Annotated in this window: 22 protein-coding genes; 13 read left to right on the top strand and 9 right to left on the bottom strand. The window is 47.0% G+C overall.

Features of this window, described 5'->3' with window-relative positions; translation table 11 throughout:
• The first annotated feature begins 13 nt into the window (after nucleotides 1–13).
• The 3 genes from HGH91_RS29005 to HGH91_RS28995 all read left to right on the top strand — a co-directional run bounded on the left by HGH91_RS29005 (nucleotide 14) and on the right by HGH91_RS28995 (nucleotide 4,657).
• A complete protein-coding gene (locus HGH91_RS29005; RefSeq protein WP_168742745.1) occupies nucleotides 14–2,425 on the top strand; it encodes a TlpA family protein disulfide reductase in 2,412 nt (803 codons plus the stop codon).
• Between the two features lie 8 nt (nucleotides 2,426–2,433).
• Complete coding sequence (locus tag HGH91_RS29000; RefSeq protein WP_168742744.1) at nucleotides 2,434–3,750, top strand: M28 family metallopeptidase; 1,317 nt, start codon at nucleotides 2,434–2,436, stop codon at nucleotides 3,748–3,750.
• Between the two features lie 145 nt (nucleotides 3,751–3,895).
• Entirely contained in the window at nucleotides 3,896–4,657 is a 762-nt protein-coding gene (locus HGH91_RS28995; protein ID WP_168742743.1) for a hypothetical protein, read from the top strand.
• Nucleotides 4,658–4,726: 69 nt separating this feature from the next.
• Here the strand turns inward: HGH91_RS28995 and HGH91_RS28990 are convergent, their stop codons facing one another.
• Together HGH91_RS28990 and HGH91_RS28985 are read right to left on the bottom strand one after the other, a co-directional pair.
• Complete coding sequence (locus HGH91_RS28990) at nucleotides 4,727–5,578, bottom strand: endonuclease/exonuclease/phosphatase family protein (RefSeq protein WP_168742742.1); 852 nt, start codon at nucleotides 5,576–5,578, stop codon at nucleotides 4,727–4,729.
• 105 nt (nucleotides 5,579–5,683) lie between these two features.
• Entirely contained in the window at nucleotides 5,684–6,370 is a 687-nt protein-coding gene (locus HGH91_RS28985) for a peptidoglycan DD-metalloendopeptidase family protein (protein WP_168742741.1), read from the bottom strand.
• Between the two features lie 66 nt (nucleotides 6,371–6,436).
• Between HGH91_RS28985 and HGH91_RS28980 the strand changes: the two genes are divergently transcribed.
• Genes HGH91_RS28980 through HGH91_RS28970 form a run of 3 tightly spaced genes read left to right on the top strand, consistent with a single transcriptional unit; the run spans nucleotide 6,437 to nucleotide 8,880 of the window.
• Nucleotides 6,437–7,195 (top strand): prolipoprotein diacylglyceryl transferase, encoded by a 759-nt coding sequence (locus HGH91_RS28980; RefSeq protein WP_168742740.1) that lies wholly within the window; start codon nucleotides 6,437–6,439, stop codon nucleotides 7,193–7,195.
• A complete protein-coding gene (locus HGH91_RS28975) occupies nucleotides 7,188–8,597 on the top strand; it encodes a radical SAM protein (RefSeq protein ID WP_168742739.1) in 1,410 nt (469 codons plus the stop codon). Before HGH91_RS28980 ends, HGH91_RS28975 begins: the two co-directional genes overlap by 8 nt.
• A gap of 16 nt (nucleotides 8,598–8,613) precedes the next feature.
• On the top strand, nucleotides 8,614–8,880 hold the full coding sequence (locus HGH91_RS28970) for a hypothetical protein (RefSeq protein WP_168742738.1): 267 nt from the start codon (nucleotides 8,614–8,616) through the stop codon (nucleotides 8,878–8,880).
• A 350-nt stretch (nucleotides 8,881–9,230) separates the two neighbouring features.
• Here the strand turns inward: HGH91_RS28970 and leuS are convergent, their stop codons facing one another.
• Nucleotides 9,231–11,996, bottom strand: a complete 2,766-nt coding sequence (gene leuS / locus HGH91_RS28965; protein WP_168742737.1) for a leucine--tRNA ligase — start codon at nucleotides 11,994–11,996, stop codon at nucleotides 9,231–9,233.
• Nucleotides 11,997–12,255: 259 nt separating this feature from the next.
• On the opposite strand from leuS, the gene HGH91_RS28960 reads away from it, so the two are divergent.
• The 3 genes from HGH91_RS28960 (at nucleotide 12,256) to HGH91_RS28950 (ending at nucleotide 14,339) form a co-directional block, all read left to right on the top strand.
• Nucleotides 12,256–13,128, top strand: a complete 873-nt coding sequence (locus tag HGH91_RS28960; protein WP_168742736.1) for a cell division protein FtsX — start codon at nucleotides 12,256–12,258, stop codon at nucleotides 13,126–13,128.
• A 38-nt stretch (nucleotides 13,129–13,166) separates the two neighbouring features.
• The gene (locus HGH91_RS28955; protein ID WP_168742735.1) at nucleotides 13,167–13,463 is read left to right on the top strand and encodes a DUF3098 domain-containing protein; all 297 of its coding nucleotides are present in this window, start codon (nucleotides 13,167–13,169) and stop codon (nucleotides 13,461–13,463) included.
• 75 nt (nucleotides 13,464–13,538) lie between these two features.
• A complete protein-coding gene (locus tag HGH91_RS28950; protein WP_168742734.1) occupies nucleotides 13,539–14,339 on the top strand; it encodes an undecaprenyl-diphosphate phosphatase in 801 nt (266 codons plus the stop codon).
• 54 nt (nucleotides 14,340–14,393) lie between these two features.
• On the opposite strand, the gene HGH91_RS28945 is transcribed toward HGH91_RS28950, so the two are convergent.
• Both HGH91_RS28945 and tsaE read right to left on the bottom strand, forming a co-directional pair.
• Entirely contained in the window at nucleotides 14,394–15,611 is a 1,218-nt protein-coding gene (locus tag HGH91_RS28945; RefSeq protein WP_168742733.1) for an alanine dehydrogenase, read from the bottom strand.
• A 43-nt stretch (nucleotides 15,612–15,654) separates the two neighbouring features.
• Entirely contained in the window at nucleotides 15,655–16,092 is a 438-nt protein-coding gene (gene tsaE / locus HGH91_RS28940) for a tRNA (adenosine(37)-N6)-threonylcarbamoyltransferase complex ATPase subunit type 1 TsaE (RefSeq protein WP_168742732.1), read from the bottom strand.
• Nucleotides 16,093–16,276: 184 nt separating this feature from the next.
• Between tsaE and HGH91_RS28935 the strand changes: the two genes are divergently transcribed.
• Both HGH91_RS28935 and HGH91_RS28930 read left to right on the top strand, forming a co-directional pair.
• A complete protein-coding gene (locus HGH91_RS28935) occupies nucleotides 16,277–18,379 on the top strand; it encodes a heavy metal translocating P-type ATPase (RefSeq protein ID WP_168742731.1) in 2,103 nt (700 codons plus the stop codon).
• A gap of 159 nt (nucleotides 18,380–18,538) precedes the next feature.
• Complete coding sequence (locus HGH91_RS28930; protein ID WP_168742730.1) at nucleotides 18,539–20,446, top strand: ATP-dependent DNA helicase RecQ; 1,908 nt, start codon at nucleotides 18,539–18,541, stop codon at nucleotides 20,444–20,446.
• Between the two features lie 22 nt (nucleotides 20,447–20,468).
• Here the strand turns inward: HGH91_RS28930 and HGH91_RS28925 are convergent, their stop codons facing one another.
• Nucleotides 20,469–21,515, bottom strand: a complete 1,047-nt coding sequence (locus tag HGH91_RS28925; RefSeq protein WP_168742729.1) for a Gfo/Idh/MocA family oxidoreductase — start codon at nucleotides 21,513–21,515, stop codon at nucleotides 20,469–20,471.
• Nucleotides 21,516–21,566: 51 nt separating this feature from the next.
• Nucleotides 21,567–23,120 carry a helicase HerA-like domain-containing protein gene (locus tag HGH91_RS28920; RefSeq protein ID WP_168742728.1) on the bottom strand — a complete coding sequence of 518 codons (1,554 nt, stop codon included), beginning with the start codon at nucleotides 23,118–23,120 and terminating at the stop codon, nucleotides 21,567–21,569.
• A 168-nt stretch (nucleotides 23,121–23,288) separates the two neighbouring features.
• Here HGH91_RS28920 and HGH91_RS28915 point away from each other — a divergent pair, with 168 nt between their 5' ends.
• Together HGH91_RS28915 and HGH91_RS28910 are read left to right on the top strand one after the other, a co-directional pair.
• Nucleotides 23,289–23,786, top strand: coding sequence for a DUF2975 domain-containing protein (locus HGH91_RS28915; protein WP_168742727.1), 498 nt, complete (start codon nucleotides 23,289–23,291; stop codon nucleotides 23,784–23,786).
• A gap of 8 nt (nucleotides 23,787–23,794) precedes the next feature.
• The gene (locus HGH91_RS28910; RefSeq protein WP_168742726.1) at nucleotides 23,795–23,998 is read left to right on the top strand and encodes a helix-turn-helix domain-containing protein; all 204 of its coding nucleotides are present in this window, start codon (nucleotides 23,795–23,797) and stop codon (nucleotides 23,996–23,998) included.
• 91 nt (nucleotides 23,999–24,089) lie between these two features.
• On the opposite strand, the gene HGH91_RS28905 is transcribed toward HGH91_RS28910, so the two are convergent.
• Nucleotides 24,090–24,470 (bottom strand): co-chaperone GroES family protein, encoded by a 381-nt coding sequence (locus HGH91_RS28905; RefSeq protein ID WP_211092464.1) that lies wholly within the window; start codon nucleotides 24,468–24,470, stop codon nucleotides 24,090–24,092.
• Nucleotides 24,471–24,526: 56 nt separating this feature from the next.
• Nucleotides 24,527–25,366 (bottom strand): MBL fold metallo-hydrolase, encoded by an 840-nt coding sequence (locus HGH91_RS28900; RefSeq protein WP_168742725.1) that lies wholly within the window; start codon nucleotides 25,364–25,366, stop codon nucleotides 24,527–24,529.
• Nucleotides 25,367–25,384 lie beyond the last annotated feature (18 nt).

Raw genomic sequence — 25,384 nt, 5'->3', positions numbered from 1 at the left:
CCCGTCCCCACGTATGACAAAGTCCCTGTTTTTATTGCTTTTGTTGGCCCTGGTTTATTATACTATGCCTGTAGCCGCCCAAACGAAATTCAAGAAAGGTGATAGCTGGTTATATCATATACAATTTACTGATACTGGTTTGCAACAGGAGTCTACACAGCGGGAAAAGTTATACCGTATTACAATTACCAGTGTCCTTGCAGATGGCACGGTACAGGCAGATGCTACTTTGGAAAATTATGCCGTCACTACGGGAACTACCCACTACAGCACTGACCAACCCGCTACTTATCCGCTTAGCCGTGATCTCATGTTCCCTATGCTGGCACTTTATCAACCGCTGTCGTTTTCCCTGTATCCAAATGATAGTGTAGGCAAACCGGTAAATGCCCCTGCGCTGGCGAAAGCCGCTACAAATAAGGTGGGGCTCGAACCGCAATGGGAAGAAGGCTATTTGGCCTGGCTAAATGCAACGATGGAAATAAATCACCTGTTTGCACATTTCCCCGCCCGGGAAGTAGCCGGCTATCAATGGAATACCACGTACTGGAGTTACCGGGTAGACAGTGTCCGGAAAAATGACATAATGATCAGTGGCACCGCAGACCGGGAAATGCCGGATACAATGAAAGGATGGACCACTGTTTCGTATACGCTTTCCCGTGACAACGGAAGCGTACTAACGCTGACGGCTATAGCCCGGCTGGGGCGCGGCGCCAATGCGCCGCGGGTAGTTACACAGGTAAAGCGTTTGCCGTCTTCTACAGCTGTGCCGGCAGCGGATACAGCTTTTTACAATGTACTGGCCCGTATGGCCTACAGTAGCGAACTGCTGACGAAAAACAACGAACTGGATTCTGCTAAATTGGTCAATTTCCTGGCAGTGAATCAGCCGAAGTATGGCAGGGATGCGACTTTTAAAGTAGCCACGCTGAATTTACTGAACCGGGGCAGGAGCGAATTTATCTATGAGTTATACCGCAATTTGTTGAAAGAAACGACCACTGATCTAATCGCCAATACCCCCAACCACTTGTTTAATAAACTTGGAGATGCAGTATGGAAAAATACTGATACTGCAGTGGTCCTGGTGAAGCTGTTGTCCGTAAAGCAGCAAATGCTCGATTCCTGGCTGGATCAGTCCTTTTCCCAGGGGTTACGAAAACACCCTCCCCCTGATACGGCTGCTGCATTAAAGACTTTCAGGGAGCGTGGTGTAAGCGAGAAAAGAATTGCTGAAATATTTGAAGAAGCAGAAAAAGTACCCGCTGCCAGCAGAGTACTATTAAGCCGGTTAGCAGGGGAAAAAGACAGTGTGTTGCAGGCATCGGTTCGCCCTATGTATTTATGGGATCAGGCCATGCATACAACAGACACGGCAACACTAAAAAACATTGCGAGCCAATTTGGCCAGGTGAGCGCCACTGAGCTAACATTGGGGAAAGCCGCCCGTTATCAGCTGATGGTTACAGGTATCTTGAAAGATGCACAGTTAAACGCCGTTGCTGGTCAGTTGCTGGATAAGACATTGGCCGACCTGGTGAAGAACCAGCAGGATACGGCTTTTTGGAGAACCCACCCGGAGTTAAAAGAGAAGAAGGATGCCAATAAAAATATCCTGGCGCATGCTTATTTCCTTAAATACCAGCAAACCGCAAAACAAGACAAAGATGCCGCCATGAATTACCTGGGCCTGGCAGCGGCCAACTCGCCGGGAAACAATAGGGAAAAGGCCTATGAAAGCTTTTATGATCGGGTATTCCTCGATTCGAAGGAGGATTACCGGGCCGAGTTTGCCGCCCAGCTGAATGCCCTGGGGAAGCCGCAGGAGGCCATGAAAGTATTGTCCCGGCAGTTGATAACGGAGCCAGATATGCTGGATTCAGCCAGATCTTTTTTTGACAACCATTTCCCGGGGAAATCCTTTGGCGGCTACTTCCGGGATGTACTGCTGAAAGATTGGAAAGACGCCCCTGATTTTGCACTCACCGGGATTAATAATGAAAGCTTTCACCTGTCAGATTACCGGGGAAAGTGGTTGTTGCTCGACTTCTGGGGAACCTGGTGTTCTCCCTGCCGGGAAGATCTGCCACATCTGAATAAGCTGGCAGTCGAGATTAACGAAGGGAAACACCCTGGAAATGCAATATTGACTATTTCCTGCCATGAAACCCTGGAGACGGCGAGAGATTTCGTAAAGGCCAATGCCTATGTGTTTGCTGCCGCCCATTCAGATAGCCAGGTAGAAAAATTGTACCAGGTGGCTGGTTATCCGACCAAAGTATTAGTTTCGCCAGAGGGGAAGATGCTGGAATTGCAATTTGGGGCAGATTATGCCGCCATTTTAAAAGCCTACAGCGATATCTATTTCCAGAAGGATAAAGAAACCCCTGTTATCAAGGTTCACAACAAGCAAAAAGACTAAGCCCTTTTATGAAGAAATCACTGTTATTATGCCTTGTTGCCGGGAGTATGGCAATAGCCGGCCAGGCACAGGATATTAAAGAAAAAGAAGTCAGGCGTATTATCTCTACATTGGCGGCCGACGATATGCAGGGCCGATTTCCGGGAACGCCTGGCATTGAAAAGGCGGCACAGTTTATCAGCGGCGAGTTTGCAAAGGCCGGACTACAACCATTGCCTGGCGAAAGCAACTACCTGCAATCATTTGCCAAGTATAAAATGCATGCTACCAGTGTATCCCTTACCGTTAGTGGCGTGCCGCAACGCTGGCCGGTGATCCCGATTGGAGCGGGCAGCAATTTCGACTGGGTAAAAGACGACAGCTATGCCGTGATGCATGTAAATGATCCGCACGCCCTGATGAATATTTTAAAGAACCCGGGAAGGCTGGAGAAAAATACCCTCGTATGGATAGGCTCCGCACTGAGTGGTTACCTGGGCGGCCTTACCGGCAGTTTATCCGAGCATAGTTATGATACCCGTGAACAACTGGACGCTGCTGCTGCAAAAGGTGCGATGGAGAAACAAGTCATACTGGTGTTCGAAGAACAACCAGTAGCTGATACCGCCAGCTGGGAAATACATGTGAAAAGAGAAGTGGAGACGCAGCAGTTTGCAAATGTAGCCGGCATGATCAGAGGAAAAAGCAAACCCGATGAATATGTCGTATTTTCCGGTCACTACGACCATCTGGGTATTTTACCCGCCGTGGCCGGCGATAGTATTGCCAACGGGGCAGATGATGACGCTTCCGGTACTACTGCTGTGATCATGCTTTCGAGGTATTTTCAACACCATCTCCCTGAGCGCTCCGTTATTTTTGTAGCGTTTACCGCGGAAGAATCAGGTGGTTATGGTTCCCGCTATTTTTCTGAAAAACAGGATCCTAACAAAGTAGTAGCCATGTTTAATATTGAGATGATAGGTAAGGAGTCCAAATTTGGAAGAAACAGCGCTTTTATCACCGGTTTTGAACGTTCTGATTTTGGTCCTATCCTGCAACGTAACCTGAAAGGATCCAGTTTTAATTTCCACCCGGATCCTTATCCGGAGCAACAGCTGTTTTACCGCTCAGACAATGCCACACTGGCCAGGCAGGGCGTTCCGGCACATACCATTTCCACCACCCAGATAGATAAAGATAAATATTATCATACCGTAAGTGATGAAGTAACGACGCTTGATACCAGGAATATCACGGATATTATCCAGGCTATAGCCATCAGTGCGGGTTCTATTGTAAATGGAACGGATACGCCCACACGAATTGAAAAGCTGGAAAAATAGTACCAGCGCGCATCATATATTGATCCGATTAAGCGAGCTTAGTCGGATCATTCTTTTTTAATTAACGCCAAAGCTGTTCGTTTTCTAAAATTCTTTGTTAAATTTACCACATAATTTTCCCCAGTCATTAAAAACCATATCGATAATGAAAACCGGAATCCTACAATTCTGCGGTGCTGTTGGCATTGCAACCATCCTGCTGTCTTCTTGTTCAAAGAATGATATGGCGGGGCCAGATGCTCAACCACCCATCGACAACGCAAACGCTGCCACTGTCAACTACGAAATTTCGGCAGTAAATCCCACGTACACTTTATCTCCAGACGCTACCGGCCGCTTATCTGCCATCACCGGCGATGCAGCAATGGCGAAAGCAGCTCCTGGTAGTTTCGACATCACCTGGGACACTGCAACGGCGCGTTTAAGAGAAATCCGCTTTGATGCAAAACGCGGAAAAGATGAAATGGAATTTAAATTGAAAACAGACAGACAGGTAGACCTCAAAAAAGTACCTGCTGTACTGGGAGCAATTAAAATTCCTACAGGCACCTACCAACAGGTGAAAGTGTATGCAAGAGTAGAAGGAGACAAGAATGATCCTGCAGTACGACTGATAGGATTTATTACCTGGGATGGCAAAAAGATCCCCATGGAAATCCTGCTCTCCGGAAAGATTGAACTGATGGCTCATGGAAAAGATGTAGTGGTAACAGATTCTAAGATCGACTGGAAAGGCTCGCTTAAAATTTCAATGGACCTGATTCTTACCAAGCTGCAGATCGGCGACTTTACCGGTTCATTCACCAACGGTAAGTTGAAGATCAGTGTAGATGTAAATGGCAACCTCCACAACAAGGTGGTTGATGCCCTGGAAAACAGCATGTCTGTAGAACACACGCACGACTGATTGCCGTAAACGAATTGCCCCCGGTCCTGTAGATGAATGCCAGGACCGGGGGCTTTTTTATGGATTTATTTATTTCATCAACAGCTCTGTATATACAGCGAAGTGATCCGAAGCATACCTGCCCTCCCAGGTGGGAGAAATACTGGCATGTTTAAGAATTTGAAACTTTCCTTTCAGGAAGATGTAATCAATGGGCTGTGGCTCTCTTTCGGCCGCCTGCCAGCCATTGAAGGTGCCTATCGGACCAAAATGAGGCGTTTCGCTGATTGCCTTGCTATCTGTTAAATGCAGCGGGTCGTTCGGATTCATAATAATCTGGATGGGTTCATCAGATGGAATAGCATTGAAGTCGCCCGTAATAATAGCGGGGACATTACCGGCTATATGATGTACCTGTTGCAGTAAGAACTTAGCACTTTCCCGGCGGGCAATTTTGCCCATATGATCAAAGTGGGTATTGAAGTGGAAGAAGAGCTTGTTGGTTTTCTTATCCTTGAATTTTCCCCAGGTAACAATACGGGTACAGGCGCCATCCCAGCCAATTTTTCCTGCTACAGCGGGTGTTTCAGATAACCAGAATGTTTCACTTTTCAGCAACTGTAAGCGCGTAGTATCGTAAAAAATAGCAGAAAATTCCCCCTTGGTTTTACCATCGTCCCGGCCTACGCCAATGCTTTTGTATTGTGGCAGTTGTTGCTGGAGGTCCTGCATCTGGTCGTTCAGCGCTTCCTGAACCCCCAATGTATGCGCTCCCAGGAATAGCACTTCTGAAGCCACTTTGTCCTTGCGGTGAGGCCATGCGTTAAGACTATCATCCGGGTTATTGTAGCGGATGTTGAAGGTCATTACTTTTAAAGGTACCTGTGCGGTTGCCATGCCAACTATCAGGCTGCAAACGCCAGACAGCAATAGTTTTCTCATACCAAATCGATTTAAACGCATAAAAATAGCATCTGTGCGGATAAATCCTAATGAATCGGTAACAATTTACTATTTCATCATCTCTGTACTGGGCTGGCAGCGAAGTTAATGTGTGTATTGATTGAGTTGTAAAATGATATCCGGATCTGGGCAGTTGGACAAGTATTTTTCTTTCTCGCTATAACGGCATACGCCCGGGTAGTCGCCACGGAAGCCCTGCATATCTTCAATAACCTGGAAATGCAGGTGTGGTGGCCATCCACCATTTTCTGACGGAGTGCCGAAATGTGCCAGCTGGTGCCCGGCTGCAATAGGCATGTTTTCATATAGTCCCTGTAAATTGGAGATACTCAAATGCCCGTACAAGGTATAGAAGGTGTATCCATCAAGCTGGTGCTGCAAAATAATAGTAGCGCCATAATCCCCGAAATGATCATTAAACCGGAAACTATGTACATGTGCATTCAGCGGAACATACAACTGTGTACCGGCTTCTCCCCATACATCCATACCCAGGTGAAGGCGCCGGGGTTCTTCGCCCGCATCGAAATGAGGACTCACCGCGTATATGGTCCGGTGCTCGGCATAACCGCCAATGCCCAGGCGGCAACCACTTTGTTCCAACGTGGTATCAATGTATTTGCTAAACCGGTTGATGTCCTGCAGGATATTTTTGGTAAGCGTGGTGTTGTTGGCAGTGAAATCCATTACCAGCAGGGGTTCATGATCGCCCATCAGCGGAATAACCGGCTTGAAGGAGGACTGATACTTCTTTAATACCTCTTGTAACATATTTTTGCGTACTTGAAGTTCATCTAAATATAAATATTAATTTGTGTATTAAATAATCATTGCCCATTGCAGTTCCCTGTTTACATCCATTTATTTTCTGTACAGCTGCCGTTACATGCGGTCACGGAAACGTTGGGCATGTTTATCGGCTTCCGGTATTTCTTGTACCTGCGCAAGCAGCGGGGCGACCAGGTAAATCAGCCAAACCGGCTTTGGGCCATTATCGGGGCTATTTTTGGCGCGCTATTCGGAAGCCGCCTGTTGGGAGCATTGGAAAATCCACCGGGATTGCTTCAGACCGGTAATATCCTGTTATATATCTACCAAAGTAAAACTATTGTAGGAGGCTTGCTGGGCGGCCTGATAGGGGTGGAGCTGGTAAAGAAGATAATTGGTGAACGTCAATCTACCGGCGACCTGTTTGTATACCCGCTTATTCTTGCTATGATCATAGGCCGGATAGGCTGCTTTTCCATGGGTATTTATGAAGAAACATACGGGATACCCACTTCACAGCCCTGGGGCATGAAGCTGGGCGATGGTATCTCCCGGCACCCGGTATCTCTCTATGAAATTATTTTCCTGCTGGTCCTGTGGATGTTGCTGGTAATGATCAATAAGAGATATACCCTGGTTAGCGGCGCTACTTTTAAATTGTTTATGATAGGATACCTGTTATTCCGGCTCTTGCTCGATTTTATCAAACCCGGCTATCGTTATGCCTTTGGCCTGGGATCGATACAGCTGGCCTGTTTGGCAGGATTGCTCTATTATTTACCCAGCATTGTTTTCCCCTCACGATTAATTCAAAAGCAATATGCCTGAAAAAAATTATACCTATTACGATTTTACACTGAGCATCTGTAGTACTTGCCTACGGCGGGTTGACGCCAAAGTGATATTTGAAGACGGGAAAGTTTTCATGATAAAACATTGTCCGCATCACGGGCGCGAAAAAGTGTTGATTGCAACAGATATCGACTACTACAAGAATACCCGCAACTATAACAAGCCGTCGGAAGCACCGTTGAAAACCAATACCCATACGCATTATGGGTGTCCATATGATTGTGGACTATGTCAAGATCATGAGCAGCATTCCTGCCTGAGCGTAATAGAAGTAACCGATCGGTGCAACCTTACCTGCCCTACCTGCTATGCCATGTCGTCGCCCCATTATGGCCGGCACCGCACACTGGAAGAAATAGAGCGGATGATTGATATCATCGTGGAAAATGAGGGCCAGCCCGATGTAGTACAGTTGAGCGGAGGGGAGCCAACCTTGCATCCACAGTTTTTTGAGATATTGGATATTGCCAAACGTAAGCCTATACGGCACCTGATGATCAATACCAATGGCGTACGCATTGCCAAAGACCTGGAATTTACCAGGAGACTGGCGACCTATATGCCCGATTTTGAAGTATATCTCCAGTTTGACTCTTTCAAACCGGCAGCGCTGGAACGTATGCGTGGTAAGGATCTGACGGAAGTGCGCCAGCAGGCGCTGTCCAACCTGAACGCCGTTAACCTCAGTACTACGCTGGTGGTTACACTTCAGAAAGGCGTAAACGACGACGAAATGGGTGCCATTATCGACTATGCCCTCAAACAGCCTTGTGTGCGTGGCGTTACCTTTCAGCCAGTACAGGTGGCAGGCCGTACAGATGATTTTGACCCTGCCACCGACAGGATCACGTTAACGGAAGTACGACAACAAATATTACAGCAGTCGCCTGTCTGGCATGCCAATGATATTATCCCGGTGCCCTGCAACCCGGATGCACTGGCCATGGCCTATGCGCTTAAAATAGATGGACAGGTATACCCGCTCACCCGGTATGTAGATCCTGCTGTATTACTCAATAATTCAAAGAATACGATTGTATACGAACAGGACGAACGGCTGCATCAGCATGTGCTGAAAATATTCAGTACAGGGATTTCTACCGATGCTGCGGTAAATGATATGCAATCGCTGCTCTGCTGCCTGCCGCAGGTACAGGCTCCCGGTCTTGACTATACGAATCTCTTCCGCATCGTGATTATGCGCTTCCTGGACGCGTACGACTTTGATGTGAGGGCCATTAAAAAATCATGTGTGCATATTGTACACAAAGATGGACGTATTATTCCTTTTGAAACGATGAATCTTTTTTACAGGGATGATAAAGAGGAATACCTGAATACATTACAGGCAGAGCGGACTTTTACGCCACTCGTTTAATCAAATCTTTTATACCATGAATCAAACATTTAAAGATTTGTTGAAAGCTACATTGATCCCGTTGGGGCTTATGTTGTTGATGTGTATTACCGGCGATGGAGGGATCATCGTAGCGGGTATTGCTGTACTACTTTGTACAGGAGCGTATGTTTTAGTAGGGATTATTTGTTTGCTAACGGATAAAATGCATTGGGGAAAAGTACTGTTGCTATCGGCCGGAGTTATCCTGCTCGTGGGCTTTTCCACCTGTGGATTAATTATGAATGGGATGAATTTTCATTGATGTCTGTAAGAATAGGTAAACATGAGTAACACATTTAAACAAGTACTTTTATACACATTTATCCCATTGGCGTTGATGGGAATTTTAATCTATACGAGCGGACAAAGCGGGCTAACAAGTCCGCAGGTATTGGCATTGGTACCTGGTGGTTATATTGTTGGAGGACTTTTTTTGTTGCTTACCCGGCGCCATCCATTAGGAAAAGTATTATTGATGTCTGGAGGTTTGATGGTGTGTATAGCGTTAGGACTTTTTGTATACATTATCACGACTTTTCATGATTGTTAGCAATAAAAAACGGGCTATTGTGATTTGCGCAACAGCCCGTTTTTATTATACTGGCAGCGGTTTTACACCACCACGTTAATCATCTTTCCTTTTACGATAATCACCTTTTTAGGGGCTTTACCTTCGAGCCATTTCTGTACTACTTCGTTGGCCAGCACTTCTTTTTCGATATCCGGTACTGCGGCATCCAGCGGGAATCCCATTTCAGAGCGGGTTTTGCCATTAATGGCTACCGGGTAGTTGAAGGCGGTTTCTTTGGTATACTTTTCTTCATATACCGGGAAGATAGCATTCAGGATGCTTTCATTGTGTCCCATATACTGCCACAGTTCTTCGCAGAGGTGTGGTGCATACGGTGTTAACAATATCAGCAAAGGCTCCAGGATAGCGCGTTTATGACAGCGCAGGGTAGCAAGTTCATTTACACAGATCATAAACTGGCTTACGGCGGTGTTATAAGAGAAGCTGGAAGTATCGTGATCTATCTTCTGGATCGTTTTATGCAAAATTTTCAGCTCTTCTGGCGTAGGTGCCTGTTCATTTACCAGGATACCCTTTTGTTCATCGGCAAATAAGCGCCACAGCTTTTTGAGGAAGCGGTGTACGCCTTCAATACCTTTGGTATCCCAGGGTTTGGACTGTTCTACAGGGCCAAGGAACATTTCGTACATGCGGAAAGTATCGGCGCCGTATTTTTCTACCAGGTCGTTAGGATTAACCGTATTGAATAAACGCTTACTCATTTTTTCCAGCTGTATGCCGCAGATGTATTTGCCATCCTCCAGGATGAAGGTGGCATCGGCGAAGTCTGGTTTCCAGTGTTTAAACGCCTCTGTGTCCAGCTCTACACCATCTACTATGTTTACATCCACATGGAGTTGATCTGTTTCGTATTGGTCTTTCAACCCATGAGATACGTACTGGTGGGTGCCGCGAACGCGGTATACAAGTCGGGAGCTTCCGCCGATCATACCCTGGTTGATCAGGGATTTAAACGGCTCGTCGAAGCCGATATGCCCCAGGTCATACAGCACTTTGGTCCACATGCGGGAGTAGAGCAGATGCCCTACGGCATGTTCGGTACCACCTACGTATACATCTACCTGGTTCCAGTAGTCGGTGGCTTTACGGTCGGCAAAGGTATGGCTGTTATGAGGATCCATGTAGCGCAGGAAGTACCAGCTACTGCCGGCATAGCCAGGCATGGTATTGGTTTCGCGTTTTACGCCGGGCGCTACATTTACCCAGTCAGTGATGTTGGCCAGAGGGCCTTCGCCTTCTTCACCGGGTTTATAGTTTTCCACATGAGGCAGCTCCAGCGGGAGGTCTTTTTCATCCATCGCATAGGGAACGCCGTCTTTATACACGATTGGGAATGGCTCACCCCAGTAGCGCTGGCGGCTGAAGCCTGCATCGCGCATTTTGTAGTTGATCTGGCGTTTGCCAATGCCCATTTCTTCGAGTTTGCTGTTCACCACGTCCATGGCGGGTTTCATATCCATGCCATCGATGAAGCCACTATTTTGCAGTTTAGCATCCTTGGTAGGATTGGCTTCCTGGCCGTTGAAGGCATCGCCGATGATGTTGGTGATGGGGATATTGAAATGTTTGGCAAAGCCATAGTCGCGCTGGTCGCCGCAAGGTACGGCCATGATGGCGCCGGTACCGTAGCCCGCCAGTACATATTCTGCAATCCACACTGGTATTTCGCGGCCATCAAACGGGTTGATGGCATAGGCGCCGGTAAAGCAGCCGGTAATTTGTTTTACATCGGCCATACGTTCCCGCTCGGAGCGGCTTTGCACGTATTCGAGGTATTTATCAATAGCGGCTTTTTGTTCCGGGGTGGTGATCAGGGATACCAGGTCGTGTTCTGGCGCCAGTACCATGAAGTCTACGCCGAAAATAGTATCGGGGCGGGTAGTATATACTTCTACGTGTTCGCTGGAGTTTTTCAGGGCAAATTTTATTTCTGCTCCCTGGCTTTTCCCGATCCAGTTACGTTGCATTTCTTTCATGGCATCGCTGAATGCCACCGTTTCCAGGCCTTCCAGCAAGCGATTGGCGTAGTCGGTGATGCGCAGGAACCACTGGCTCATCTTCTTCTTGATCACGGGGTAACCTCCACGTTCGCTCACGCCATTTACCACTTCATCGTTGGCCAACACGGTTCCCAGGGCGGGGCACCAGTTTACCTCGGCATGAGCCAGGTAGGCCAGGCGGTATTGCATTAATATGTCCCGTTGCTCTTTTTCGCTATAATTTTTCCAGTCACCGGCGGTAAACTGGATGCTGCGGTCGCCCGGGCATATGTGGCCGGCATTGCCTGCCTGCTCAAAAATAGCGGTCAGGGTGCTGATAGGTTCCGCCTTCTGGCTGCTGCGGTTATACCAGCTTTCAAAGATCTGAAGGAAGATCCATTGGGTCCACTTATAATAAGAAGGATCGCTGGTAGTTACCTGGCGGTTCCAGTCGTAGCAAAAGCCGATATTATCGAGCTGTTCACGGAAAGCTTTGATATTTTGCTCGGTAGTGACTGCGGGGTGCTGGCCGGTTTCCAGGGCATATTGTTCGGTCGGCAGCCCAAAAGCGTCATAACCCATGGCATGGAGCACATTATAGCCTTTTAGCCTTTTATAACGTGCATAGATGTCTGTAGCAATGTATCCCAGGGGGTGTCCTACGTGAAGACCAGCCCCGGAGGGGTAGGGGAACATGTCCAGTACGTAACATTTGGGCTTTGGACTGTCATTGCTCACACGGTAAGCATGCGATTGCTCCCATTGTTGCTGCCATTTTTTTTCGATTGCCCTGAAATTGTATTCCATATCGGTTGCAGATGGACCTTTATCAGCGGATATGACAATACATCCTATGATAAAGGCGTTATCATTTATAGTTTAAAAATTTTTAATAATGCCGGTTCAGCAAAATAATGTTAAATTCATTAATACTCCAATGTCAATCCCCAACATCTGTATATATTGCTATTCTAATGCCCGGATATGGTGTATTCCCTGAACGGGTTGGCAAAATTAAACACATAACTATTAATTTTTATTATTTTCGCCGATAAACTGCAGATTAATGGCGCAATCCGGGAAATCATCAGCAAAGAAGTCGAAACCATCCTACCTGTATTCCATCATTGGGGTGGCATTGGTATTGTTTTTATTGGGCACACTGGGTCTGGTGGTAATACATGCTAATAAGTTAAGCAAGTATTTTAAGGAAAGCATTGAGGTACAGGTGATCCTCCGGGACAATGTAAAAGAAAACCAGGCACTGGCTCTCCGCGACTCTATGGCTCATAAGCCGTATGTGAAGTCGATCGAGTACGTGTCGAAAGATATGGCCGCCCAGCGGTTCAAAAAGGACTTTGGGGAAGACTTTATCACCCTGTTACAATACAATCCGCTTTACAGCAGCATCAATATCAAGGCTAACGCTAACTATGTTAACAACGACAGCCTGAAGATTATTGAAAATAACCTTTCCCAGCAGAGCATTGTGAGGGAAATTTCCTATCAGCGCATGCTGGTGAGCAAATTGAACGAAAATGTGAACCGGATAGGGCTGATCATACTGATCATTAGCGGGTTATTATGCCTGGTGGTAATTTTCCTGATAGATAATACCATCCGCCTGGCCATGTTCAGTAACCGTTTCCTGATTAAAACCATGCAAATGGTGGGTGCTACCCGCTGGTTCATTGCCAAGCCGTTCGACCTGCGTAGTATTGCCAATGGGGCTATCAGCGCTGCTATTGCCATTGCAGGCCTGGTGGGTATCATGTCTTTTGCAGATAAATTACTGCCTGAATTGACGGGGTTAAGAGACAACCTGATGATTGCCCTGCTTTTTGTAGGCATGATCCTGATCGGTATCTGTATTTCCCTGGTGAGTACGCATCGCTCTGTGATGAAGTACCTACGACTGAAACTGGATGATCTGTATTAATTAATTGCTTTAACTGAAGATATAACACACCAAATATTATGGCTAAAACAAGCATAAACCCAGGTTCCAAAAAGGATGTACAGACCAAGGAAGAAGCATTGGTCAACAGCCACCCTATTTTACCCAAAGAAAACTACAAATTTATGCTGGCTGGTATTGTTGTCATCGTATTGGGTTTTCTCCTGATGATGGGAGGCGATTCCAACGATCCCAACTCCTTTAAACCAGAACAGGTATATAGCTTCCAACGTATTACCCTTGCGCCTATTGTGATTGTGCTGGGTTTGTTGGTGGAGGTATATGCCATTATGCGTCGTCCCAAGACCAACGCATAGTGTATGCCCGTAAAAGTATTCTTACAGCGATGATTGCTCATCGCTTTTTTTTTAACTTTTAACCATATTAAATCAATGAATGTTTTACAGGCTATCATTATTGCCATTGTAGAAGGATTGACAGAGTTTCTCCCTATTTCCTCCACTGGTCATATGATCATTGTGAGTTCATTACTGGGAATAAGCAAGGACGAATTTACCAAGCTGTTTGAAGTAGTGATCCAATTGGGCGCTATCCTGGCGGTAGTGGTATTTTACTGGAGAAAGTTCCTGGTATTCGACAAAAACCGGTTTAACTTCTATCTCAAGTTGATCGTAGCTGTTATCCCCGCGCTGATCTTAGGATTCTTATTCAGCAAAAAAATAGACGCCATGCTGGAAAGTCCGCTGACGGTGGGCATTACCCTCTTCGTAGGGGGTATCATACTACTTTTTGTAGATAACTGGTTTAAGGCACCTGTCATCGATTCAGAGGAAAAGATCAATATTTTTACGGCCCTTCGCATTGGGTTTTACCAGTGCCTGGCCATGATCCCCGGTACCAGTCGTAGTGCGGCTTCCATTGTTGGAGGTATGCAGCAAAAATTATCGCGCAGTGTAGCCGCAGAATTCTCCTTTTTCCTGGCAGTGCCTACCATGGCGGCAGCTACAGGATACAAACTCCTGAAAGGAAAAGAACTGCTGATGGCACATCCTGAAAACCTGAAACTTCTGCTAATAGGCAACGTGGTAGCATTTGTAGTAGCCCTGGGCGCTATCAAATTCTTTATCGGTGCAGTAAAGAAATACGGATTTAAAATGTGGGGTTATTACCGGATTGTGATCGGGCTGGTTATTATAGCCGCTATCCTGATGGGGTATTCTCTCGAAGTATAATTTTATTGACTGCTTTATGCCGGTTGCCGGCATAAAGCAGTCAATCTTATCCGCCTATCCTTTCACCGCCAGCAGCAGTTCCAGGTCGGTATATTTCAATTTGAATTTCTCGCTCAAATGGTAATTGGTTAATGCCCCTTTATACAGGTAAATACCATTACGTACGCCCCGCTTAATCCACACCAGGTTCTCAAATCCGCCATCATCGGCAGCTTCTACCAGTAACGGCATCAGTACATTGCTGATGGCTTCAGAGGCCGTGCGGGCAAATCCGGAAGGAATATTGGGTACACAGTAATGCACCACATCATATTTTTTGAACACGGGGTTTTCGTGGGTGGTAATTTCAGAGGTTTCGAAACAACCGCCCCGGTCGATGCTCACATCCACGATCACGGAACCGGCTTTCATATTGCTCACCATCGATTCGCTTACTACTATGGGGGTGCGTCCGCTTTGCGACGACAGGGCGCCTACTGCTACGTCGGCATTCCGTAGTTGCTCTGCCAGTACTTTGGGCTGGATAACGGAGGTGAACACCCGTACGCCGATGTTGTTTTGAAGCCTTTTCAGCTTATAAATGTTGTTATCGAATACTTTTACGGAAGATCCCAGGGCCAGCGCGGTACGGGCTGCAAATTCGCCCACAATACCGGCGCCTATGATCACCACCTTGGTAGGTGGGATACCAGTAACACCTCCCAGCAGGATGCCCTTACCTTTGTTATCATTGCTCAGGTATTGCCCGGCAATCAGCATACAGGCCCCACCGGCAATTTCACTCATAGCCCGTACAATAGGGTAGGTACCGGCATCATCTTTCAGGTTTTCGAAAGATAACAGGGTGATACGCTTATCCATCATTTTCTGTACCTGTAGCGCTTTCAGGGCTGCCAGGTGAATAGGGGAAATAACGATCTGATGAGCGTGGAGGAGTTCTATTTCTTCATCGTTCAGGGGAGCGGATTTTACGATAATTTCCGCTTTAAAGACTTCTTTTTTATCGTATACTATTTCTGCCCCGGCTTCGGAGTAGTCAGTATCATAATAGTGCGATCCATCGCCCGCTTTATGTTCTACCACAATGTGGTGTCCATGTGCCGCTAAAATGCTGACTGCATCGGGCGTAAGGGCAATCCGGTTCTCCTGGAAAGACGTCTCTTTGGGAATACCTATAAACAAACGGGAATTTTTCTGCGGAATGTCCAGCGTCTCCTCGAGTGGTGAATAGGTAAATCCAGCACTTACTACAGGTTTTTGCCTCTGCTCCATATGCGGTGTTCAGTTTTTATAAATCGAAGTATTCAAAGATACATCATTTGAGAGAGGAAGCGATTTCACGCAGCACCCTTTTTTCGTCGGGCTGCACTTCCAGTTGCAGATGTATGGTACCGGGTGGTAAAAGGGGGGCTACTACTTCGGGCCATTCCACAAAGCAGATCGCATCCTGGTAAAGGGTATCCTCCACGCCGGCGCTGATGGCGTCATCTTCGTCCCGGAGCCGGTAGAGGTCCAGGTGGAAGATACGCCGGGGCTGGCCTCCGGCATCTGTGTAGCCATATTCGTTGATAATGGAAAAAGTGGGGCTGGCGGTGGCGTCTTCTACACCTTTGGCTGTGCATAAAGCCTTTACCAGTGTGGTTTTACCTGCTCCCATCGGGCCGTCTAATGTAAATACCTGTTTGTCAGCAAAATATTCCCAGAATTGTTGGGCGGTTGCCGGTAGTTGGTCCAGCGTAAATGTCCATTGCATGCACGAATTTACATAAATAACCCCAAAATGCTGCTTCGTTGCATTAATACCTGCTCATCGGTAAGAAGAAGATAAATCGGCCACCCTGGCCGAAAATGCCCGTTCAAATGACTCGCCGTTGCATTAATATTTTCCAGCTTTATTGCCTCAGCCAATAACTTTGTAAACAGGAGGAAGATCTCAGATGACACCAGTAAGTTGCAAGGTAGAAGGGATGCATTGCACCAGTTGTGCACTCAGTGTTTCCAAATACCTGGAAAAAAAAGGGATGCAGGATGTAAATGTCAGTTTCGCTACAGAAGAAGTGAGCTTTACAGCCCCGTCGGGAGCCGATTCTAAGGAAGCGCTGGAAGGAATTGCCCAGATGGGTTACCGCGTGGTATTGCCGGAAGATAAGCCCGCCGAACGGAAGTTTTATACCTCCCTTACATTCAAATTCATTTTTTGCGCCATATTTACGGCACCCCTGTTATTGCATATGTGGGTGAGCTGGCCCTGGCTGCACCAGTCCTGGGTACAGTTTGGGCTTACCCTGCCGGTATATCTCACCGGGATGTGGCATTTTGGAAAGAGCGCAGTCAGATCCCTGATCAACCGTATGGCCAATATGGACGTGCTGGTAACATTGGGCGCTACCGCTGCCTTTGTATATAGTTTTGTAGGTACCGTGGTATATGGCAGCCCCGACTATATGTTTTATGAAACTACCGCCGCCATCATTACCCTGGTATTCCTGGGTAATATGCTGGAAGAGCGATCCGTAAAACAAACTACCACGGCCATTTCAGAGCTGGCCCGTATGCAAATTACCACTGCAAGGCTTATTAACACGGATCACGGACACGAACATATCCATGAAGTAGATAACCGCACCCTTCGCACAGGCGATTGCGTACTGGTAAATACGGGCGACAAAATACCCATGGATGGCACCATCTACTGGGGCAGCGGGCATATCAATGAATCGATGATTACCGGCGAAAGCACCCCTGTCAGTAAAAAAGAAAAGGATAAGGTCATAGGCGGTACGATACTGGAAGATGGCAGCATCAAGGTATATATCACCGCTACAGGCAAGGATACAGTATTATCCTACATTATAGAGCTGGTAAAACAAGCCCAGGCCGATAAACCGCCCATGCAAAAGCTGGCCGACCGCATCAGCGCTATATTCGTACCCCTGGTGCTCAGTATTGCAGTGATTACTTTTGCAGGCTGGTATTTCATCGGACATACTACGCTGGCTACAGCCATGATGCGCAGCGTAGCTGTACTGGTGATTGCCTGTCCCTGTGCCATGGGACTGGCTACGCCGGCGGCAGTAATGGTGGGCCTGGGACGTGCTGCCCGTAATGGTATTCTCATTAAAGGCGGACATACCCTGGAAATGTTTAAAGATATCAGGCAGGTGGTATTCGACAAAACGGGTACCCTTACCACCGGTAAGCTGGAGCTGAGCGCCTGCCGGTTTTTTAATATGTCGGAAGATGAGTTTAAACAGGTGGTATATAGCCTGGAGAAATATTCCTCGCACCCGATTGCCCGCTCTATCGCCGCACTTTGGAAAACCGCCGGGGAACTGCCTTTACAACAGGTGAGAGAGCATAAAGGATTGGGGATGCGCGCCAGCGATAAAGCCGGTAATCAATGGGAACTGGGTTCTTTCCGACTGGCCGGTAATGCCACCACCGATGACAGTCACAACTTATATCTCCTGAAGAATGGCCAGCTGACCGGGTGGATTGACTTCAGCGATGAAATCAGACCGGAAGCTGCTGCCGTAATTGCTCAACTGAAACAGGCTGGTATTGAGCCGATCCTGCTGAGCGGAGATACTACCCGCAAATGCCGGGAGCTGGGCGAAAAGCTGGGCATCACGGCTATCTATGCTGAACAATCGCCGGAGCAAAAACTGCAAATGGTGGATACGCTCCTGAAAACAGCACCTACCGCCATGGTGGGCGATGGGATCAACGATGCGCCGGCACTGGCTAAAGCCACCATCGGTATATCATTGAGCGATGCTACACAGGTAGCTATGCAAAGCGCCAACGTAGTGCTGCTCAATAATCATCTCGGATCTCTGCCACTGGCCCTGGGCTTGGGAAAGCATACTTATCTCACGATTAAACAAAACCTCTTCTGGGCGTTTATTTATAACGTAGTAGCCATACCGGTAGCAGCCCTGGGATTCCTGAATCCTATTGTGGGTGCAGGTATTATGGGATTGTCTGATGTAGTGCTGGCAGTTAATTCTGTGAGATTGCGTTATAAGAAAGTATTCTAAAAAAGCGCAAAGCAGAAAGCGCAAAGCAAAAAGCTATTGTGAAGAACAATCTTAGCGGATACCAATTCGCGCTGGTCATTCTCCTCAATAGCTTTTTGCTTTGCGCTTTCTGCTTTACGCCCTTATAAGTTATCTTCGCAATAACCATTAAATTTTTCTTTGAGTACACCCGTAGCCATATTGCAACAATACTGGGGATACCAGCAGTTTCGCCCTTTACAGGAAGATATTGTCAATTCCATATTAAAGGACCAGGATACGCTGGCACTGCTGCCTACCGGAGGGGGAAAGTCTATCTGTTTCCAGGTGCCGGCCATGATGAAACCAGGTTTATGCCTGGTTATTACGCCGCTCATTGCCTTGATGAAAGACCAGGTTGTGAACCTGAAACGAAGAGGTATTACGGCCTATTCCATCTATTCCGGCATGCAATATAAAGAGGTAGAGAGAGTACTGGAAGCCGCCCGCCGCGGTGGATGCAAGTTTTTATATGTATCTCCGGAAAGACTACAAAGCAAACTTTTTCAAACCTACTGCGATGGACTACCGGTAAATATGATAGCGGTAGATGAAGCACATTGTATTTCACAATGGGGATACGATTTCCGGCCAGCCTACCTGGAAATTGCCGAAATCCGGAGTTTCTTCCCACACGCGCCGGTACTGGCACTTACTGCTTCTGCCACGCCTAAAGTGCAAACGGATATCTGTGATAAGCTGCTGATGAAAGACGCCCAGGTATTTACCAAAAGCTTTGCCAGGGCCAATCTTTCTTACAGCGTGCTGGAGGAGGCTACCAAAATTGATAAGGTAAAATACCTGCTGGAACGTGTGCCCGGATGTGGTATTGTGTATTGCCGCAATCGCAAAAAAACAAAAGAGATAGCCTCCCTGCTGGCATTACAGGGCATCCCGGCCAGTTACTATCATGCCGGATTGCCCCAGGCAGAACGCGCTGCGAGACAGGAAGCCTGGATCAATAATGAAACCCGTATCATGGTATGCACCAATGCTTTTGGGATGGGGATCGATAAACCGGATGTACGCATCGTGGTACACTATGATATGCCCGACAGCCTGGAAGCCTATTACCAGGAAGCCGGACGGGCAGGGCGTGATGAACAAAAAGCCTACGCGGTATTGCTTTATAATGAAGATGAACTGGCAGATATGCAGGAACGCATAGCCATGCAGTTTCCTACACTGGAACAAATTCGCGAGGTGTACCAGGCCATCGTCAACTATTTACAAGTGCCTATAGGCAGCGCAGAAGGCATGTACTTTGATTTTGATATCAATGACTTTGCCCGTGTTTTTCAGCTGAACCTTACCATGGCCTATAGCGCCGTACGCCTGCTGGAACAGGAAGGGGTGCTGCAATTAAGCGAAAGTGTATTCCTGCCCTCCCGTGCAGAATTTGTTACCGACAAAGCATCGTTGTATGAGTTCGAAAATGCATATCCTGCATTGGAAGAAATTATTAAAACGTTGCTGCGTACCTATGAAGGAATCTTCGATAATGCCGTACCTGTTTATGAAAGGCAGATAGGCCGTATCATGCTCATGGAAGACGATGATATTGCTGCCCAACTGCAACAACTGCATAACTACGGTGTATTGCGGTATCAGCCGCGCCGCGATCAGCCACAGCTCTGCTTCCTGCATGAACGGGCCTCGGCGCAGTACCTGCGCGTTAATATGGCCAGGGTAGAGGTGCGTAAAAAAGTGTATGCCGACAGACTGGAGGCAATGTTTGCGTATGCCCGGAACCGTGATACCTGCCGCACACAGCAGCTGGTAGCCTATTTCGGAGAAAAGGAATGTGCGCCCTGCGGCGTATGTGATATTTGTTTGAAAAAGAAATCAAAACCGCTGGATGCCACCGCATTTAAACGTATATCCGATACCGTTATCAACTATTTGAAAGCAGAACCTCTGTTGTTTATCGCATTACAGGGAAAAATGCAGGACGTGGGAAGAAACGACCTGATGGAAGTATTGCAATTCCTGAATGAAGAAGGACTGGTGTTTCGCGATGAAGCGGGTAGGCTTTCAGCTCTCAGGTAGCTGAGAGCTGAAAGCACAGCAATTATAAGGTAACTACTTTCCCTTCCTTACTGCTCTCAAAAGCAGCTTCTATTACCCTGATTACTTTAATAGCATCTTGCGGAGGCACCGGGTTGGCGGCTTTATTGACCAGGGCTTCGTATACTCCCTGGTAATAGTCCATGTAATTGCCGCTACCGCCGGGGATATATTTCTTTACGACTTTACCATCAATTTCGGTATGTAATAAACCCCATTCGTGTGGCGCTTCTGCTCCCCAGTCGGGACTGTTGGGGAAAAGGCCTCTTTGCAGCTGGGCTTCCTGTATATCGGACTTGGTTTTGATAAAGGAACCAATGCGTCCGTGTATCTGGTAAGCCGGCAGGGCTTCCCTTACCAGGTAACTGCATTTTACGCGGGCGCGCAGCTGATCATAATAAAGTACCAGTTCAAAATAATCATCTACAATCGAGTCCCTGCGGATAACCCGGATATCCGCCCATACTGCTTTAGGCATGCCAAACAGTGTAATGGCCTGGTCGATCAGGTGAGAGCCCAGGTCGTACAGGGAGCCGGTACCAGGACCGCCCACTTCTTTATGCTTTTTGTAGCTGAGTTCTTCTTTGAAACGGTCGTAGTGTATTTCTGCTTCAAGGATGTCGCCCAACTGGCCGGATTGCACTATTTGTTTAACAACTTTGTAATCGCTGTCGTAGCGGCGGTTGTGATAAACGCTGAGCAGCAGTCCTTTTGATGCAGCCAGGGCCGCCAGCTCTTCACCTTCTTTAGCGTGTACTGTAAAAGGCTTTTCTACGACTACATTCTTTCCTGCTTCCAGGGCGGCTTTTACATAATCGTAGTGCGTGTAGTTGGGGGTATTTACTACAATCAATTCCAGGTCTTTATCGGCCAGCATCTCTTCCACGCTCGTATATACCTTTACGTTAGGGTACCGCTGTTGAGCCAGGTGCTTGCTTCTTTCTACAACCGCTGTAAATTCGAATCCCGGATTTACGTGGAGGAAGGGGGCATGAAATATTTGCCCGGACATGCCGTACGAGCATACGCCCGTCTTGATAATTCTACTCATACTTTAAATATATTGATGTAAGCAGGCAGCGAAGTGCTACCGGTTGCATAATTAAAACCAACTTTTACTTTTACTGCTTCGTCCACCCAGGCCCAGTGCGCCCAGCAGGCTACGTGTAATAACGCTGGCGGCCGTACGTCCTACCTGTCTGGCGGCAGAGCTTTCCAGTACCTGTTCAATAAATCCTTTTTCTTCTTTTTGTTTACCGCCAGCGGCTTTAGGCGCTTCCTGGGCGGCGGTTTTGTCGGCTGCTTCCTGCAGTTTGGCAGTAAGAATTTCGTAGGCGCTTTCGCTGTCAATTTCTTCGCTGTATTTTTTTACGAGCTTGGAATTGTCCGCGATGGCATCGACTTCCGCTGTTGTTAAAACATCCATCCGGGATCTTGGGGAAACCAGCATGGTAGCGGCGAGCGGGGTAGGTACCCCTTTTTCATTCAGGCAGGTAACCAGCGCTTCACCAATTCCTATCTGCGTTAACAGCTCGTCTGTTTTATAGAAGTCCGATAACGGGTAGTTCTCGGCGGTTTGCTTGATGGTTTTCCGGTCGTTGGCGGTAAACGCGCGCAGGGCGTGTTGTACTTTGAGGCCCAGCTGTCCCAGTACAGAAGGAGGTACGTCCATCGGGTTTTGGGTACAGAAGAAAATACCTACTCCTTTTGAGCGGATCAGTTTTATGATGGTATCTATTTGTTTCAATAGCGCATCGCTGGCTTCATTGAAAATGAGATGGGCTTCGTCGATAAACATGACCAGCTTGGGTTTATCAAGGTCGCCTTCTTCCGGGAGGGTGGCATATAACTCGGCCAGCAGGCTAAGCATAAAGGTGGAAAAGAGTTTGGGCCTGTCTTGTATATCGCTTACACGCAGGATGGATACCATGCCCCGGCCATCGTCGCTCACGCGCATCAGGTCATCTACTTCAAAGGATTTTTCTCCGAAAAATAAACCTGCGCCTTGTTGTTCCAACTCTATCACTTTACGTAAAACAGTGCCGGTAGAAGTGGTGGATATTTTACCGTAGTCTTTTTCCAGGTCTGCCTTGCCTTCGTCGCTGGCGTATTGCAGTACTTTTTTAAAGTCCTTTAAATCGAGTAAGGGAAGCTTGTTATCGTCGCAATACTTGAACAGCATGGCCACCAGGCCTGCTTGCGTATCATTCAGCTCCAGTATTTTTGACAGGAGGATAGGGCCAAATTCGCTGACGGTAGCGCGAAGGCGCACGCCTTTCTCCTGGCTGAGCGACAGTAATTCTGCCGGGTAAGCTGCAGGGCTCCAGCTGCCACCTATTTTCTGATACCTTTCTGTTATTTTAGGATTACTGGTGCCGGCAGCCGCAATACCACTCAAGTCCCCTTTAATGTCCATTAAGAGCACAGGTACACTGGCATCGCTCAGTCCTTCTGCAATTACCTGCAGGGTTTTTGTTTTACCGGTGCCCGTAGCCCCTGCAATAAGGCCGTGCCGGTTGAGGGTACTCAGTGGGAGCAATACATCTGCTCCTGCAACTACTTCGCCGTTCAACATGGCACAACCTAATTTGAAATGCTCGCCTTTGAAGGTATAGCCGTTTTTGATATAGTCCAGAAATGCGTCCTGATTGGCCATGACTTAGAATTTTTTTTATGAAGATAATAAAAAGCATTAACCGTTTAAGAATCAATTTACTATCTATCTGTATATATCGTTTTTCAACTTATATTTATTGATAATCGATAAAATTATTTTGATTTTCGATACGCGTTTCATATTTTTGAATTCATAAAATAACTGCACATGAAAGTTGCTACCTATTTGCTGTTACTTAAAATTGCGGTACTTATTTCAGTATTGCTGACTATCGGAATCATTGGAATGAATATCTACACCTACTTTTTTCAATTAGGGCCTCAGATTGGGGCTGGTCCACAGGCTTACTTCCAAACCTTGGCGTTTGAGCATATTATCCTGGCAATGCTCTACCTGGTGATCGCTTTTTGTTCGTTTAAATTATTAGCAGGAACGGCAGATCAGCAGCTCATCTCGCGGAAAAATTTATTCTTTGTAAAGGGAATTCTTTGGGTGTTATTGGCGTTATTGTTGACAAAAATGACTTTCGCCTGGTTTATTGGAAACAGCGTCATGATTCCATCAAATAGGAGGTTGTATTTCCGCGTGGTCGGCATCTTAGGATCAACCTGGGAGTTGCTGGTGGCATTCATTGTTATTTTTATCTTAGCTGTTGTTTTCGAAAAGGCCGTGTGCTTAAAGGAAGAAGAGACGCTTACTATTTAATTGCTGTTATGGGAATAATCGTGAACCTGGATGTAATGTTGGCTAAAAGAAAAATGTCACTCACAGAATTGAGTGTACAGGTAGGCATTACGATGGCTAACCTGAGTATACTAAAGAGTGGCAAAGCCAAAGCTATCCGCTTTTCTACGCTGGAAGCAATCTGCCGGGTATTGGATTGTCAGCCGGGAGATATCCTGGAATATAAGGAATAGTGCTTCCTCCTTTATCATGCCGTGATAAAAATAAAAAATCTGCTGTTTAGCAGCAGGTTTTTGAAATATGGAAAAATGTATGGTTCGCGCTTTAAAGGTCTTCTTCTCTTTCCAGCATTAAGATAGCGCCCTGCGGTACTATATAATACGTTTCCTCTTCATATACCACCGCGGTAGAGCCACTAAGCAGGAAGATAGCTAAATCGCCTTCTTTTACCTGTAAAGGGATATACTTTACTTTTTCTTCTTCCGGTTTCCATGCTTCATCTACATCAGCGGGAGTAGGTATAGCGTAGCCCGGACCGGTTTTGATAACATAGCCCCGCTGTACTTTTTCTTTTTCCTGTACCCCCGGAGGCAGGTACAAGCCGCTGCTGGTGCGTTCGTGGGGAGTAGCTGGCTTTATGAGCACGCGGTCGCCCACCACAATCAGTTTTTTCAATTTATTATCCGTTGTTATGTGTATAGCCATACCACCCCATTATCAAAAATGATGCAGCAGCCGGGATGGTGACAGAGTGACAGGAATCAGAGGCTGCTTAACTTAAATGTTTCGCCTGCCCTGATGCCTTTTTCAGTCTGCTGTAATACGCAACACTCATTCACCGGGTCATGCTCGAAAAACAAGATGTATTCATTATTTACCGCCTCTTGCAGAAAAGTTTTCTTTTCATGAATCGTTCTCAGCGGGAACATGTCGTAAGACATGACATAAGGAATGGGAATATGCGCCGTAGAAGGCAGTAAATCCGCCATGTATATAATGGTTTTACCCTTGTATTGAATTTGCGGAAGCATCATCGCATCCGTATGGCCACTTACAAAACGGATGGAGATATTGTCAACAAATGAAATGCCTTCGGTGTGGGCAATGAACCGGAGCTGGCCACTTTCTTTGATAGGCAGGATATTTTCTTTCAGGAAAGATGCCTTTTCCCGGTCGTTGGGATGAGTGGCCCAGTTCCAGTGCCCCTCATTACTCCAGTATACGGCGTTTTTAAAGGCGGGCACCAGGGCATCGCCCTGGCGGACAATACTACCGCCACAATGGTCGAAATGTAAGTGGGTAAGGAATACGTCGGTGATATCATCGCGGTGGAAGCCATGTGCAGCCAGCGATTTGTCGAGGGTTGCATCGCCATGGGGCTGATAATGGCTGAAGAATTTGGTGTCCTGTTTGTCGCCCAGGCCATTATCAATCAGGATAAGCCGGTTGCCATCTTCAATCAGCAGGCAACGCAGGGCCCAGGTACACAGGTTGTTTTCATCGGCCGGATTCAGTTTGTTCCAGATGCTTTTAGGCACTACGCCGAACATGGCGCCACCATCCAGCTTAAAGAATCTTGTATCTATGGTGTATAATTTCATAAAATTGTTATTTGGATA

The organism is Chitinophaga eiseniae (genome assembly GCF_012641265.1).
GTDB classification, from domain to species: Bacteria; Bacteroidota; Bacteroidia; order Chitinophagales; family Chitinophagaceae; genus Chitinophaga; species Chitinophaga eiseniae_A.
The sequence above is the reverse complement of the archived record's forward strand: the minus strand, read 5'-3'. Positions and strand labels throughout refer to the sequence as shown.

Excerpts from the sequence above, each read along its gene's own strand:
- HGH91_RS29005 (WP_168742745.1), top strand. The coding sequence starts at position 14 with ATGACAAAGTCCCTGTTTTTATTGCTTTTGTTGGCCCTGGTTTATTAT.
- HGH91_RS28905 (WP_211092464.1), bottom strand. The coding sequence starts at position 24,470 with ATGGCTATACACATAACAACGGATAATAAATTGAAAAAACTGATTGTG.
- HGH91_RS28955 (WP_168742735.1), top strand. The coding sequence starts at position 13,167 with ATGGCTAAAACAAGCATAAACCCAGGTTCCAAAAAGGATGTACAGACC.
- HGH91_RS28935 (WP_168742731.1), top strand. The coding sequence starts at position 16,277 with ATGACACCAGTAAGTTGCAAGGTAGAAGGGATGCATTGCACCAGTTGT.
- HGH91_RS28975 (WP_168742739.1), top strand. The coding sequence starts at position 7,188 with ATGCCTGAAAAAAATTATACCTATTACGATTTTACACTGAGCATCTGT.
- HGH91_RS28915 (WP_168742727.1), top strand. The coding sequence starts at position 23,289 with ATGAAAGTTGCTACCTATTTGCTGTTACTTAAAATTGCGGTACTTATT.
- HGH91_RS29000 (WP_168742744.1), top strand. The coding sequence starts at position 2,434 with ATGAAGAAATCACTGTTATTATGCCTTGTTGCCGGGAGTATGGCAATA.
- HGH91_RS28920 (WP_168742728.1), bottom strand. The coding sequence starts at position 23,120 with ATGGCCAATCAGGACGCATTTCTGGACTATATCAAAAACGGCTATACC.
- HGH91_RS28950 (WP_168742734.1), top strand. The coding sequence starts at position 13,539 with ATGAATGTTTTACAGGCTATCATTATTGCCATTGTAGAAGGATTGACA.
- HGH91_RS28925 (WP_168742729.1), bottom strand. The coding sequence starts at position 21,515 with ATGAGTAGAATTATCAAGACGGGCGTATGCTCGTACGGCATGTCCGGG.
- HGH91_RS28985 (WP_168742741.1), bottom strand. The coding sequence starts at position 6,370 with ATGTTACAAGAGGTATTAAAGAAGTATCAGTCCTCCTTCAAGCCGGTT.
- HGH91_RS28900 (WP_168742725.1), bottom strand. The coding sequence starts at position 25,366 with ATGAAATTATACACCATAGATACAAGATTCTTTAAGCTGGATGGTGGC.
- HGH91_RS28970 (WP_168742738.1), top strand. The coding sequence starts at position 8,614 with ATGAATCAAACATTTAAAGATTTGTTGAAAGCTACATTGATCCCGTTG.
- tsaE (WP_168742732.1), bottom strand. The coding sequence starts at position 16,092 with ATGCAATGGACATTTACGCTGGACCAACTACCGGCAACCGCCCAACAA.
- HGH91_RS28945 (WP_168742733.1), bottom strand. The coding sequence starts at position 15,611 with ATGGAGCAGAGGCAAAAACCTGTAGTAAGTGCTGGATTTACCTATTCA.
- HGH91_RS28960 (WP_168742736.1), top strand. The coding sequence starts at position 12,256 with ATGGCGCAATCCGGGAAATCATCAGCAAAGAAGTCGAAACCATCCTAC.
- HGH91_RS28910 (WP_168742726.1), top strand. The coding sequence starts at position 23,795 with ATGGGAATAATCGTGAACCTGGATGTAATGTTGGCTAAAAGAAAAATG.
- HGH91_RS28995 (WP_168742743.1), top strand. The coding sequence starts at position 3,896 with ATGAAAACCGGAATCCTACAATTCTGCGGTGCTGTTGGCATTGCAACC.
- leuS (WP_168742737.1), bottom strand. The coding sequence starts at position 11,996 with ATGGAATACAATTTCAGGGCAATCGAAAAAAAATGGCAGCAACAATGG.
- HGH91_RS28990 (WP_168742742.1), bottom strand. The coding sequence starts at position 5,578 with ATGAGAAAACTATTGCTGTCTGGCGTTTGCAGCCTGATAGTTGGCATG.